Genomic DNA, 13379 nt, shown 5'->3' with positions numbered 1-13379 from the left:
GGTGTGGACCCGTCAACGACGAAACTTCGCGCCGCCGGTTGTTGCTCACCGTGTCACCAGCCGCGCGACTGCGGCGTCGATCCGCTCGTCGGTGGCGGTCAGCGCCACCCGCACGTGGGCGGCGCCGTCCGGCCCGTAGAACTCACCGGGGGCGACCAGGATGCCGCGTGCGGCCAGCCAGTCGACGGTGGCGCGTGCGGGCTCACCGCGGGTGGCCCACAGGTACAGCCCCGCCTCGGAGTGGTCGACGCGGAACCCGGCGTCCCGCAGCGCCGGCAGCAGCGCCGCGCGCCGACGGGCGTAACGCTGCCGTTGGTCGTGTTCGTGGTCGTCGTCGGTGAGGGCGGCCACCATCGCCGCCTGCACCGGGGTGGACACCATCATCCCGGCGTGCCGGCGCACCGCGAGCAGCTCGCCGACCAGCGCCGGGTCCCCGGCGACGAAACCGGCGCGGTAGCCGGCCAGCGAGGACGTCTTCGACAGCGAATGCACCGCCAGAAGCCCGCTGTGGTCGCCGTCGCTCACCGACGGGTGCAGCACCGAGACGGGTTGACGGTCCCAACCCAGCCCCAGATAGCACTCGTCGGAGACGACCACCGCCCCGCAGTCGCGCGCCCAGGCGATGAGCTCCCGCAGCCGCGCCGCGTCGAGCACACGGCCGGTGGGGTTGCTCGGGGAGTTCAGGTACAGCAGGGCCGCCGGGTTGCCCGGCGCGTCGGAGCGCAGCACCGCACTGCCGGAGAGCCGCGCGCCCACCTCGTAGGTCGGGTAGGCCAGCTCCGGGACCACCACGGTGTCGGCCTCGCCGAGGCCGAGCAGCGTGGGCAGCCAGGCGATGAGTTCTTTGCTGCCGATCACCGGCAGCACCGCACCCTCGCCGAGCCCGGTGACCCCGTAGCGCCGGGCCAGCGCGGCGCGCATCGCGTCCCGCAGGGCATCGGTGCCCGCGGTGGTGGGGTAGCCGGGTTGGTCGCTGGCGGCGGCGAGCGCGGCACGGATGACCGGGGCGACGGCGTCGACCGGGGTGCCGACCGACAGGTCGACGATGCCGTCGGGGTGCGCCCTGGCCGTCGCGGCAGCCTCAGCCAGGGTGTCCCACGGGAACACCGGCAGCGACGCCGAGACCGCCCGGCGTCGGGTGACCCCGCTCAGTCGTCTCCGCCCTGGGGCGGCAGATCCTTGATCTGCTGGGGGTCGTGCTCGACCATGCCGACCTTCGCCGCGCCGCCGGGCGAGCCCAGCTCCTCGAAGAAGGCGGCGTTGAGGCCGATGTACTGCTCGAGCTCCTCGGGCAGGTCGTCCTCGTAGGAGATCGCCTCGACGGGGCAGACCGGCTCACAGGCCCCGCAGTCCACGCACTCGTCGGGGTGGATGTAGAGCATCCGGCTGCCCTCGTAAATGCAGTCGACGGGGCATTCCTCGACGCAGGATTTGTCTTTGACGTCGACGCAAGGTTCAGCGATCACGTACGTCATGAAGGTCTCCTCCATCCGCGGGTCACGATGCAGCAGCTCACACTAGCTGATCGACGGGCCGGCAGTCGCCAGTGACTCCCCCGTGCGGCACCGCGGTCCGGCCGGATCCACCACGCCCGCTATGCACGCTGCTGCACTGCACTTAGTTGCATATGGCGTCCGGGCGTCGTACTCTGCTCCGGTGGCGTTGCCCCATGCGATCCTGGTGTCGCTGTGTGAGCAGGCCGGCTCCGGATATGAGCTGGCCCGCCGGTTCGACCGGTCGATCGGCTATTTCTGGACCGCCACCCACCAGCAGATCTACCGGACCTTGCGGGTGATGGAGAACGACGGCTGGGTGCAGGCCCGGGCCGTGCCCCAGCAGGGCCGCCCGGACAAGAAGGTCTACACCGTCGCCGCGGCGGGCCGCGCGGAACTGGCCCGCTGGATCGCCGAACCCCTCGAAGGCCGCGGCAGCGCGCTCACCGACGCCCGCACCCGTGACATCGCGGTCAAGCTGCGCGGGGCCGCCCACGGCGACGTCGCCGCACTGCGCACCCAGATCGTCGCGCTGCGCGCCGAACGTGCCGCCCTGCTGCAGACCTACCGCGGTTTTCAGGCCGGACAGTTCCCCGACCCCACCGGCCTGACCGGCACCGCGCTGCATCAGTACCTGGTATTGCGAGGCGGGATCCGCGCGGAGGAGAGCGCGATCGACTGGCTCGACGAGGTCACCGCCGCACTCGATTCCGACCCGGCACCCCAGCCCGCACCCCAGCCCGCAGAGGAGACCGTATGACCCGCGCCGATGCCCCCGGCGAGCCGGATTTCCCGCACCTGCTCGCCCCGCTGGACCTGGGGTTCACCACGTTGCGCAACCGGGTGGTGATGGGGTCGATGCACACCGGCCTGGAGGACCGGGCCCGCGACGTCGACCGGCTCGCCGAGTACTTCGCCACCCGGGCGCGCGGCGGGGTCGGGATGATCATCACCGGCGGGTACGCCCCCAACCGGATCGGCTGGCTGCTGCCGTTCGGGTCGCAGCTGATCTCCAGCGCCGAGGCGCGCAGGCACCGTCGCATCACCGCCGCCGTGCACGACGGGGGCGCGAAGATCCTGCTGCAGGTGCTGCACGCCGGGCGCTACTCCTATCACCCGCTGTCGATGAGCGCCTCGGCGATCAAGTCCCCGATCACACCGTTTCGACCGCGCCAGTTCTCGGCGAAGGCGGTCGATGCCACGATCGCCGATTTCGTGCGCTGCGCCCGGCTGGCCCGTGAGGCCGGCTACGACGGGGTGGAGATCATGGGCAGCGAGGGCTATCTGATCAACCAGTTCCTCGCACCGCGGACCAACAAACGCACCGACGACTGGGGCGGAAGTCCCGCCAAGCGGCGGCGCTTCGCGGTGGAGATCGTGCGGCGCACCCGCGCCGCGGTCGGCGACGACTTCATCCTCTGCTACCGGATGTCGATGGCCGACTACGTCGAGGACGGCCAGACCTTCGAGGAGATCCTGGCGCTGGCCACCGAGATCGAGGACGCCGGCGCCACGCTGATCAACTCCGGGTTCGGCTGGCATGAGGCCCGCGTGCCCACCATCGTCACCTCGGTGCCCAACAGCGCGTTCGTCGACGTGAGTGCGGAGGTCGCCAAGCAGGTCGCGATCCCGGTGGTGGCGTCCAACCGGATCAACATGCCGCAGGCCGCCGAGCACATCCTGGCCACCAGCGGCGTGCAGTTGATCTCGATGGCCCGCCCGATGCTCGCCGACCCGGACTGGGTGGCCAAGGCGCAGGCCGGCCGCGCCGAGGAGATCAACACCTGCATCTCGTGCAACCAGGCCTGCCTGGATCACGCCTTCGCCAACAAGAAGGTGTCCTGCCTGGTCAACCCGCAGGCCGGTCATGAGACGACGCTGGTGTTGAGCCCGACGCGCCGTGCCCGCTCGGTCGCGGTGGTCGGCGCCGGCCCGGCCGGGCTTTCCACCGCGGTCAGCGCCGCTCGGCGCGGCCATCGGGTGACCCTGTTCGAGGCCAACGACATCATCGGCGGGCAATTCGACCTGGCGCGGCGCATCCCGGGCAAAGAGGAGTTCGCCGAGACCATCCGGTACTACACGACGATGCTGGAGAAGTACGCGGTGACCGTGCGCCTGGGCACCCGCGCCGACGCCGCCGACCTCACCGCGTTCGACGAGGTGGTGCTGGCCACCGGGGTCAGCCCCCGTATCCCGCAGATTCCCGGCATCGATCACCCGATGGTGATGGACTACGCCACCGCGATCACCGGGGAGCGCCCGGTCGGGCGGTCGGTGGCGGTGATCGGCGCCGGCGGAATCGGTTTCGACGTCAGCGAATTGCTGGTCACCGATTCCTCACCGACGCTGGATCTGGCCGAGTGGAAGACCGAGTGGGGTGTCAGCGACGCGGCCAACGTCCGCGGCGGGTTGACCGCTCCGGACCCCAGTCCCCCGGCACGCGAGGTGTTTCTGTTGCAGCGCACCGAGGGCCGCCAGGGCACCCGGCTGGGCAAGACCAGCGGCTGGGTGCACCGGGCATCACTGAAAGCCAAACGGGTGCATCAGATCTCCGATGTGCACTACGACCGGATCGACGACGACGGCCTGCACATCAGCTTCGGCAAGGACCGCAAACGCCCGCAGGTTCTCGCCGTCGACAACGTCGTGGTCTGCGCCGGGCAGGAGTCGGTGCGCGACCTCGATGACGCGCTGCGCGGCCTCGGCATCACCGCGCACGTCATCGGCGGCGCGGCCCTGGCGGTCGAGTTGGACGCCAAACGCGCCATCAAGCAGGGCACCGAACTGGCTGCGAAACTCTAACCGCCGGTACTCAGTTCGTCGGCGAGCATCCGCAGCTCCGGATGGTCCTCGGGGCCGATCACGATCGGCAAGGCGGGGGTGTCGGCGAGCGGTTCGTAGGTGGTGGTGCGCTGGCGCGCCGGGCGGCCGATGCCCTCGGCGATCGAGTGCAGCTCCGCAACGGTCTTCGCCGAGCCGTGCTCGGAGCCGGCCATCCGCGAGATGGTCTCCTCCATCAACGTGCCGCCCAGGTCGTTGGCGCCGCCGCGCAGCATCACCTGGGTGTGGGCGACTCCGAGTTTGACCCAGCTGGTCTGGATGTTGGCGATACGACCGTGCAGCATGATGCGGGCCAGCGCGTGCACCGCCCGGTTGTCGCGGTGGCTGGGGCCGGGGCGTGCGGCACCGGCCAGATACAGCGGTGAGCTCTGGTGCACGAACGGCAGCGGCACGAATTCGGTGAAACCGCCGGTGCGGTCCTGAATGGAGCGCAGCACGTTGAGGTGGCCGACCCAGTGGTGCGGCTGGTCGACGTGGCCGTACATCATCGTCGAACTCGACGGCAGGCCCACCTCGTGGGCGGTGGTGATGACCTCGGCCCACATCGAGGCGGGCAGTTTGCCTTTGGTGAGAACCCAGCGCACATCGTCGTCGAGGATCTCCGCGGCGGTTCCCGGGATGCTGCCCAATCCGGCTTCGCGCAGGCTGATCAGCCACTCCCGGATCGACAGCCCGCTTTTGGTGACACCGTTGGTGATCTCCATCGGCGAGAACGCATGCACGTGCATCGACGGCACCCGCGCCTTGACCGCCCGCACCAGATCGGCGTATCCGGTGACCGGCAGCTGCGGGTCGATGCCGCCTTGCATGCACACCTCGGTGGCGCCGGCGACGTGGGCCTGCCATGCGCGGTCGGCCACTTCGTCGGTGGACAGCGAGAACGCGTCGGCGTCGCCCTTGCGTTGGGCGAACGCGCAGAACCGGCAGCCGACGTAGCAGATGTTGGTGAAATTGATGTTGCGGTTGATGACGTAGGTGACGTCGTCGCCGGCGGTGTCGCGGCGCAGGGCGTCGGCCAGTGCGGCGACCGCATCGAGGGCCGCGCCGTCGGCGGTGGCCAGGGCGAGGTATTCGTCGTCGCTGCAGCCGGCGGGGTCGCGTTCGGCTGAACGCAGCGCGGAGAGCACGTCGGTGTCGATGCGTTCGGGGGCGCGGGCGGCCAGTTCGCTGACGTGGTCGCGGATCGAATCCCAGTCCCCGAACGCCGAATTCAAATCGCTGCGGGTGTCGGTGTTGCGCCCGACGGTGTCGATGGCGGTGTTGAGGTCGATGCGCCCGGTGGAGATCGCCTCGTCGGGCTCCTGCCAGGGCCGGCCGACCGGGGCGACGTCGCGGGCCAGCCCGGTCTGCGGGTCGGCGAGTGCGGCGACGTGTCCGCCGACGCGCGGGTCGATCCAGGCGGCGCCGGCCAGCACGTACGGCGGTTGGGCGGTCAGCCGCTCGACCAGGTCGTAGCCGGCGTCGGCGGTCACCAGTGCCAGTTCGTCAAGCGCCGGCCACGGCCGCTCGGGGTTGACGTGGTCGGGCGTGAGCGGGGAGACCCCGCCCCAGTCGTCGACGCCGGCGCCGATGAGCGCCAGGCATTCGCTGCGCGACACCAGGTTCGGCGGTGCCTGCACCCGCATCTTGGGACCCAGCACCAGCCGGGCGACAGCGATCGCGGCCAGGAACTCGTCGATGTCGGCATCGGGGGTGCCGGCCATCGCGGTGTGTTGTTTGGCTCGGAAGTTCTGCACGATCACTTCCTGGATGTGGCCGAATTCCTTGGCCACCTTGCGGATCGCGTGCAGGGTCTCGGCACGTTCGGTGACGGTCTCACCGATGCCGACCAACAGGCCGGTGGTGAACGGGATCGACAGCCGCCCGGCGTCGGTGAGGGTGCGCAGCCGCACCTGCGGGTCCTTGTCGGGGCTGCCGTAGTGGGCTAGGCCCTTGGTCTCGAACAGCCGCCGCGAGGTGGTCTCGAGCATCATGCCCATCGACGGGGCAACCGGTTTGAGCAGCGACAGCTCCGACCAGCTCATCACGCCGGGGTTGAGGTGCGGCAGCAGGCCGGTCTCCTCGAGCACCCGGATCGCCATCGCCCGCACGTAAGTCAAGGTGGAGTCGTAGCCGCGTTCGTCGAGCCATTGGCGAGCCTCGGGCCAGCGGGCCTCGGGGCGGTCCCCGAGGGTGAAAAGGGCTTCTTTGCAACCCAGTTCGGCGCCCTCGCGGGCGACGGCGAGGATCTCGTCGGGCTCCATGTACATGCCCTTGCCCTGGGCGCGCAGCTTGCCCGGCACGGTCACGAAGGTGCAGTAGTGGCAGGTGTCGCGGCACAGGTGGGTGACCGGGATGAACACCTTGCGTGAATAGCTGATGGGTAGCCGCCCGGTGGCCCCGCGCAGTCCGGTGGAGGTCAGTCCGGCGTCGCGGACGCGGGCGGCGGCGGCACACAACTCGTGCAGATCGTCGCCGCGGGCGGTCAGGGCGACGGCGGCCTCGTCGACGTTGAGCACCGCGCCGTCACGCGCGCGGCGCAGCACCCGGCGCATCGCCGACGCACTTGGTTGGGCGGGCACCGCCTGATCGGGTGCACCGCGGTCGGGGGTTACAGCCACGTCCGGGTAACCCAGGTCCGTTCGCGATTCATTCCGCGCACCTCTTCACTCTCCATAGCCCCGTGCGCTGTTCATCTGTTCACACTATCCCCGCCGCGGGCGGTGCCGCCGAGCCCGGGGGCCGACGCGCGCCCCCAACACGACCCGCCACGACCCCCAGGCTGATAATTTCTCAGATGACGTGTGCAGGGCGTGTGAAGGAGGGGCGATGACCGCGACAACCCGAAGGACCGCCCCGGCGGGGATCGCGCTGCTCGGTGCGACGGTGGTGGCGCTGCCGGTGGCCGCGGCCCCGGCGACCCCCGCCCCGGCCTGGTCGGTCCCGTCGATCGAGTTGACGGCGTCGGCGGCGCTGGATCTGGTCGATTCTGTCGCGGACTGGCTTCAGCCGTCACTCACCACCGCGCTGGTCGAGACGCTGGTCACCGCCCCGGATGCCACCGGACCGATCGGCGGCGCCATCGAGTCGCTGTACTCCGCGCTGGAGTACTGGGTGAACTACGGCGTGACCCTGGTCGAGTGGGCTGCCGAGTGGGTGCCGTTCGTCGGGCTCCTGGCGCCGCAGATCGGGTTCATCTACGACTTCGGCGAGTCACTGGTGCAAAGCGCGCTGTGGAGCAGCATCGCGGTGTTGGACGGCAGTATCAGCTTCGGCGCGGGCCTGAGCGATTTCGGCACCGACTTCGCCGCAGCAGTCGGAGCGTTCATCACCGACCAGATCCGATGGATCAAGGACTTGCTCCCGCCGCTGCCATTCCCGATCGGACTGAGTACCACCATGCTGCCGGATCTGGCGAGTGCGCTCGCTCCGGATCTGACCACGATGCTGCAACCGGGTGCGGATCTGGGCGCGGGGGCGTTGTCAGGCGTGGCCGGGGACCTGGCCGCTAACCTGAGCCAACTGCTGCTGGGCCTGTTCGCCTGACGCCTCCAGCAGTGTCTCGAGGTGGCGGCGCCGGCGCCACAGCACCCAGCCGGGCGGGATGGCGCCGAAGATGATCAGCAGCAGCACCCCGTAGCCCATCAGCCCGCGGCCGCCGAAGATGGTGTCGTCGGCGGGCCCGCCGAAGGTCATCACGGCCACCGCCAACAGCCAGGCCCACAGCGGCAGGGCGGCGGTGCGCGGTGAGGCGGTCCAGTGCTTGGCCGCCCAGACCAGCGCGGCGTTGACCAGACCGCTGAGCACTGCGCTGATCGGGAAGGGCGTCGCCCCCAGGTAGGAGGGGAGGAACAGGGCCGCGGCCACCGCGGAGAGGGCACCGTCGGCAGCCAGCAAGGTCAGAACGACGAACCGGGCGAACGGTCCCGCCGTGATGGTGTCAGTGGTCGGTTCGGTGTGCTGCGCCGGTGCCGTCAAGTCGGAATGCTGTCGAGCAAACCGACGAGCGAACCCACCACCCACTGGAAGTCGTCGGTCCGCACCTGCCAGCGCTCCAGGTTCGGATCCAGATCGGGGTCCATACCTCTGCCTTCCCGGGTGCTCTGCGTGTTGTCTGCGGGAAGAATGTTACCCCGTTGCCGACTCGGTGAGGTCCACTCCGGCCAACAGATCGGTCTCCCAGCCGCGGGCGTCGCGCTCCCCGGCGGTTCCGGCGACCAGAACGTAGTGTTCAGCGGCGAGTATCGGCAGCGCGATCCGATTCGACAACGCGAACGCCCGCCCGGTGGGTCCGACCTGCACCTGGGTGGCGTGGGCACCCAAGGCGGCGATCTTCGCCTCCAGCGCGTGCGGGTCCTCGATGACCGCGTCGATCTGCTCGTCGGGGTAGCTGAACCCGAAGTCGGCGTTCGGGTCGTGGGTCCAGCCCTCCCCCAGGTCCTGCGGGGTCAGCGCCTTCAGTCCGGCGCGGGTGGCGGCGGCGGCGCTGACGGTCCAGTACAGCTTGGGCACCCACCACGGCCGGCCCGGGTGCTCCTCGCTGGCGGCGGCGGTGACCGCGGCGGTGGTCAGGGTGTGGGTGTGGATGTGGTCGGGGTGCCCGTAGCCGCCGCGCGGGTCGTAGGTGACCACGACGTGCGGGCGCAGCTCGCGGATGACGGTCACCAGCGCGCCGATCGCCTCGCGCTGATCGGCGTCGATGAACCGTTGATGCCGCCGTGCCGGGGTGCCGGCCATGCCCGAGTCGCGCCAGCGCCCGGCCCCGCCGAGAAACATCGGCGGCTCAGCACCCAAAGCGGCCAGAGCGGCGGTGAGCTCCCCGATGCGGTAGCCACCGAGCTGGTCGGCGGAGTCCACGGCCAGCCGGGCGTAGCGCTCCCCGATGACCTCGCCCTCCTCACCGAGGGTGCAGGTGACCACCTGCACCCGTGCACCCCGGGCGGCGTAGTGGGCGATGGTCGCCCCGGTGGTGATGGTCTCGTCGTCGGGATGGGCGTGGACGAACAGCAGGCGCGGCGGCGAGGGGACGGGAACCATCAGGTTCTGATGGTAGTTGCGGCCCTCGGTGCTGCCATCAGATCCCGATAAAGCTCAACAAGATAGCGCCGAGGTCGGTGCCCACCGGCCCCAGCGCGTCGAAGGCCGGGCCAAATGCGCTTACGTCGAAGGCGCCGAAGAGTGCCGGGAAGACGTTTAGCAGATTGATCGCTCCGAAGTCGATGTTGAAGGTGCTGGGGTCCAGAACCAGGCCGGCCAGGTTGGTGAACATGGACAAGGTCTGGTTGAAAGCACCCATCAGTCCTCCGATCGTGCCGTCGTTCAGAGGCGCATCGGCGATGTACGGGGTGAACATTAGGCTGTTGGTGAGCTCAAGTGGACTATAACCGCTGTAGCTTATCCCGAGGAGACCGTTGAGGCTCTGCTGCTGTGCGTCGAGCAGCATGTTCAACGCGTTGAAACCGCGGTTGACGATACCGTTGAGGGCGTTATCGGTACCGAACAAGGCTTTCTCGATACCAAGCTGACTGGTTACTAGGTTGTCGTTAAACGCCAATTGCCCGGATACCAGGGCCCGATCAAACGTGCTGAAAGCATCTTGCAGAGCCGCAAAATCCGCTTTCTCGGGGCCCGGAACCAGGTTAAAACCGAGGTTGTCGTTGATAATTCCCTTCAGATTACCGAAGGCGTAGGGGATGGCCGCCGCGACGTTTTGCAGTCCACCGATGTCCCCGCTATGGAACAAGTTGTTCGGGTTGGCGGCGTCTGCCAACAATGTATTGGTTAGAGCCAACGGTGAAAGGGCCGCTGGGTTTGAACCGATTCCGAGCAGGCCCATGAACGCTTGTTCGTTGCCGCTGAGGAACATATTCACCGCGTCGAACAGACGACTGAATGTGCCGTTCAGGACATTCTGACCACTCGTACCCATGTCCTCAAGGGGTAAGTTCTTTACCAGTTGATACACCGCACCGCTGATCTCGCGCTCAACACCTAATAGACCGGTGAAGTCGGCATACGCCCCCCCACCGCCGTTAAGGCCAGGAATGAGCCCGCCGGCCCCGAAGAGGCTCGCACCGAAATCGAGTTCGGCGTCGAGGAGCGGCTGCCAGATGCTGTTGGCGGTGAGGTCAATATTGGACAGCGTCACATCTGGGGCGGTCGGGACAACTGGTGCCGCCACAATCAGCCCAGCTGTCGCCAGGGCAACACCAGCGGTGACGGTGGGGCGAACTGTTAGTTCCATGACTGACTCCTCGCTAAGGCCGCAACCCCCTCCCGGCAACGGCGTTAATTTTGGAGAGTACCTATGCGTGTGCTTAGAAACAAGTAAGAAATCTAGCGGCTGTTCCAAGACCCGTGCCTGCAGCACGACGCCGCCAAGGTCCGGCTAACACCCAGTTAGCACCGTAACTTGAGTTATCTAGCGCGGAATGACGCCAAAGCCAGGAGCGACTGTTTCTACTCGACACCGAGGCGCGATATCTAAGATCGCTCAGCAAAATCACAGCCGCTCTAGGGTGCGGTCTTGACCCACTGCCCGGCGTTGCCGACGATGCCCACCGGCACCGCCCCGGACAGCTCCACGCCTTCCACGCTGGGCCCGGCGGCCACGATCGTGGTGTCCTGCAGGATCGGCAGCACCGTGGCCATGCTCCACAGCTTGGGCTCCACCGCCTTGATCACCTCGTCGATGGGCTTGCTGCCGTCGAGGGCGGCGTCGATGTTGGCCTGCACCCCGGGGTCGCAGATGCCGGTGAGGTTCGACGGCGCCTGGATCAACGTGCTCGTCGTCCCGCTCGGCGGGGGTGTGCTGGTCGGGGTCGACGACGGTGTCGCGCTGCTCGGCGGCGTGGTGCTGCTTGAGGTCGGTGCGGGGTCGGGCTCGCTCTCCGGGGCGGTCGGCACCGGGGTGGCCTGCAGTGCGGTGCAGCCGTAGCGCGACGCCAGCAGGGTGGCCAGGTCGCCGCCGGTGCGGCGCCACCCGACGATGGCGTCGACCTTGTTGTTCAGCAGGGCATCGCCGTAGAGCTGCACCGGGTCGAGGGCCTGCACGGTGGCGGCGATGCCGACGTTGCGCAACTGGTCGGCGGCGGTGTTGGCCACCGCGACCGAGGTGGGGTCGTTGGCGGCCACCCCGATGGCCAGCCCGAGTTGTTCACCGTTTTTGCTGACCCGCCCGCGGGTGAGCACCGACGACGGCGGCGGCGGGGGGTTGCCCGGTGGCGGGCGCGTCGTCGTGGTGGGGTCCTCCTCGATGCGGTAGCCCGCCCCGCTGAGCAGCTCCAGCGCCTCGGCTTCGGTCATCGACGGCGGCGCGGTGGGCACATAGCCCGGGTCGCTGGGCGCGCGCACCTGAGCGCGGTCCAGGGTGACGGCGTTCTCGCTGCTGGCGCCGACCGCGGCCAGAAGCTCCACGTCGAGCAGCCCCAGCAGGGCTTTACGCACGTGCACGTCGCGCAGCGCGGGGGTGTGGGCGCGCAGCGTCAACGCCATCGCCCGCGGGGTCACCAGCCGCCCGGTGCGCACCTCCGGGATCGCCGATAGCTGAGCGAACGCCGCGGACCCGCCGTGCACCTGCGCGACCTGGGTGTCGCTGTTGCGGATGGAGTCGGCCAGCGCCGCCGGTGAGCCGGCCCGGCGGAACAGGATCAGATCCGGTTTGGCCGGCGGCCCCCAGTAGCGGTCGTTGCGGGCCAGCAGGATCACGTCGCGCTGCGGGTCGATGTTCTCCACCCGGAACTGCCCGCCGGTGACCGGCAGGGCGCGGGCCAACCCGGCGGCGAACCCGCCGGGCACGTCCTTGACGATGTGGGCCGGCAACAGATTGTCGAACAGTTCCCGCCACGCCGGGTACGGCTGGGCGAACGTCACCACCGCCAACTTGCCGCCCTCCAGCGACTGCACCCCGGTGATGAGGTCGTAGCCGGCCGGGTCGACGACGCCGGGATGGCTGACCATCTGGCGCCACAGATACCAGAAGTCGTCGGCGGCGATCGGGGCGTTGTCGGTCCAGGACGCCTCGGGGCGGATGCGGTAGGTGACGGTGAACGGGTTCTGGTTGGTGACCTCGGCGGACACCAGCAGGGTCGGGTCCATCTCCCAGCGCGACCCGGTCGGTGTGTCGACGTCCTGGATCGGCCGGAACGCGCTGGGCAGCACCAGGGCGCTGACCGCGGCGTTCACCGGTGACAGGTCGGAGAGCAGGTGCGGGTTGAAGCCGGGGCCGATCCAGTCGATCGCCATGATGATCTGGGTGACCCGCGCCGCCGGCGGCGGCGGGCCCTGCGGGGTTTCGGTGCTCTGCGGCGCGGGCGGGGGGTTGACCATGCACCCGGCCACCGCCACCAGCAGCGTGGAAAACACTGCCCCCAGCATCATCGGGATTCGGTGGCGGCCCAGTTTTGACACGCTCCACAGGCTATCGGGACTCCGCTCAACCACTGTCCTGGGCTCGCGAGCGGGCCCAGGACAGTGGGTCACGGCCACACATTGCTCGACCGTACAGAATTCCGCCGCGCGCTTTCAGGTCCAGCTGGATCGTATTTGCCAAGGTTCCGATAACATCGGCCACCGAGCCCGCAGGTTAGTCAACTGATATGTGGGTAGCTCGTGTCAAGAGGCATGACGAGGCGACCGGGAAAGTCCCTCGGGATGGTGGGGATTCGGGCCCGAGGACGACGGGGGCGGATGGGACCTGGCGTGGCGTTGAGGGCTTCACGGTGAGCCATCATGTAGTGCTCAATGAGCTGCCGGCCAGAGCGGCTCAAGCAGAGGACACACGACGCCATGACCCACGATCGTTCTGCCGTGCTCGCCCAACTCGATGCACTCAAGTCCGCTGATGGCGGGGCGGTGTTTGTCGAGTTGATCCGCGCCAGGCTGCCGGCGCGGATCCAAGCCGAGGCCACCGAAGGCCATCGGCACCGGTCGGTATCAACGTTCGGCATAACGACAGTGCGGCTGAGGGGGACCCGTTTGGTGGTCCAGTGGGTCTGCTGCACGATCAGGTGACATCTGAGTTGGCTTGCCCACGATGGGCGGGCTGGAAGGATGTCCCCATGGCAA

At 68.8% G+C, this 13379-nt stretch carries 9 protein-coding genes and 2 pseudogenes; 4 read left to right on the top strand and 7 right to left on the bottom strand.

Annotation, left to right across the window (positions count from 1 at the left end):
* Positions 1-45: 45 nt before the first annotated feature.
* Together dapC and fdxA are read right to left on the bottom strand one after the other, a co-directional pair.
* Entirely contained in the window at positions 46-1152 is a 1107-nt protein-coding gene (gene dapC, locus B8W67_RS13480; protein ID WP_197747595.1) for a succinyldiaminopimelate transaminase, read from the bottom strand.
* A complete protein-coding gene (gene fdxA / locus B8W67_RS13475; protein ID WP_069392158.1) occupies positions 1149-1475 on the bottom strand; it encodes a ferredoxin in 327 nt (108 codons plus the stop codon). Before fdxA ends, dapC begins: the two co-directional genes overlap by 4 nt.
* 181 nt (positions 1476-1656) lie before the next feature.
* On the opposite strand from fdxA, the gene B8W67_RS13470 reads away from it, so the two are divergent.
* Together B8W67_RS13470 and B8W67_RS13465 are read left to right on the top strand one after the other, a co-directional pair.
* Positions 1657-2253 (top strand): PadR family transcriptional regulator, encoded by a 597-nt coding sequence (locus tag B8W67_RS13470; protein ID WP_069392138.1) that lies wholly within the window; start codon positions 1657-1659, stop codon positions 2251-2253.
* Positions 2250-4295 (top strand): NADPH-dependent 2,4-dienoyl-CoA reductase, encoded by a 2046-nt coding sequence (locus B8W67_RS13465; protein WP_069392139.1) that lies wholly within the window; start codon positions 2250-2252, stop codon positions 4293-4295. Before B8W67_RS13470 ends, B8W67_RS13465 begins: the two co-directional genes overlap by 4 nt.
* Positions 4296-4378: 83 nt before the next feature.
* Here B8W67_RS13465 and B8W67_RS13460 read toward each other — a convergent pair.
* Positions 4379-6934, bottom strand: a pseudogene (locus B8W67_RS13460) (bifunctional FO biosynthesis protein CofGH); the annotation flags it as partial.
* A 208-nt stretch (positions 6935-7142) separates the two neighbouring features.
* Between B8W67_RS13460 and B8W67_RS13455 the strand changes: the two are divergent.
* Positions 7143-7859 carry a hypothetical protein gene (locus B8W67_RS13455; protein ID WP_085304492.1) on the top strand — a complete coding sequence of 239 codons (717 nt, stop codon included), beginning with the start codon at positions 7143-7145 and terminating at the stop codon, positions 7857-7859.
* Here B8W67_RS13455 and B8W67_RS13450 read toward each other — a convergent pair.
* The 4 genes from B8W67_RS13450 to B8W67_RS13435 form a co-directional block, all read right to left on the bottom strand.
* The gene (locus tag B8W67_RS13450; protein ID WP_069392159.1) at positions 7797-8249 is read right to left on the bottom strand and encodes a hypothetical protein; all 453 of its coding nucleotides are present in this window, start codon (positions 8247-8249) and stop codon (positions 7797-7799) included. The genes B8W67_RS13455 and B8W67_RS13450 overlap by 63 nt on opposite strands.
* A gap of 192 nt (positions 8250-8441) precedes the next feature.
* Positions 8442-9350 carry an N-acetyl-1-D-myo-inositol-2-amino-2-deoxy-alpha-D-glucopyranoside deacetylase gene (mshB, locus tag B8W67_RS13445; protein WP_085304491.1) on the bottom strand — a complete coding sequence of 303 codons (909 nt, stop codon included), beginning with the start codon at positions 9348-9350 and terminating at the stop codon, positions 8442-8444.
* Between the two features lie 37 nt (positions 9351-9387).
* Positions 9388-10557, bottom strand: a complete 1170-nt coding sequence (locus B8W67_RS13440) for a hypothetical protein (protein WP_133056113.1) — start codon at positions 10555-10557, stop codon at positions 9388-9390.
* A 269-nt stretch (positions 10558-10826) separates the two neighbouring features.
* A complete protein-coding gene (locus B8W67_RS13435) occupies positions 10827-12692 on the bottom strand; it encodes an ABC transporter family substrate-binding protein (RefSeq protein WP_085304503.1) in 1866 nt (621 codons plus the stop codon).
* Between the two features lie 408 nt (positions 12693-13100).
* Between B8W67_RS13435 and B8W67_RS20335 the strand changes: the two are divergent.
* Positions 13101-13257 (top strand): annotated as a pseudogene (locus B8W67_RS20335) (IS256 family transposase); the annotation flags it as partial.
* Between the last annotated feature and the right edge of the window lie 122 nt (positions 13258-13379).

The sequence above is a fragment of the Mycolicibacillus koreensis genome (assembly GCF_002104795.1).
Classification (GTDB): domain Bacteria; phylum Actinomycetota; class Actinomycetes; order Mycobacteriales; family Mycobacteriaceae; genus Mycobacterium; species Mycobacterium koreense.
Note: the sequence above shows the minus strand (reverse complement) of the source record. Positions and strands in the feature narration are given on the sequence as shown.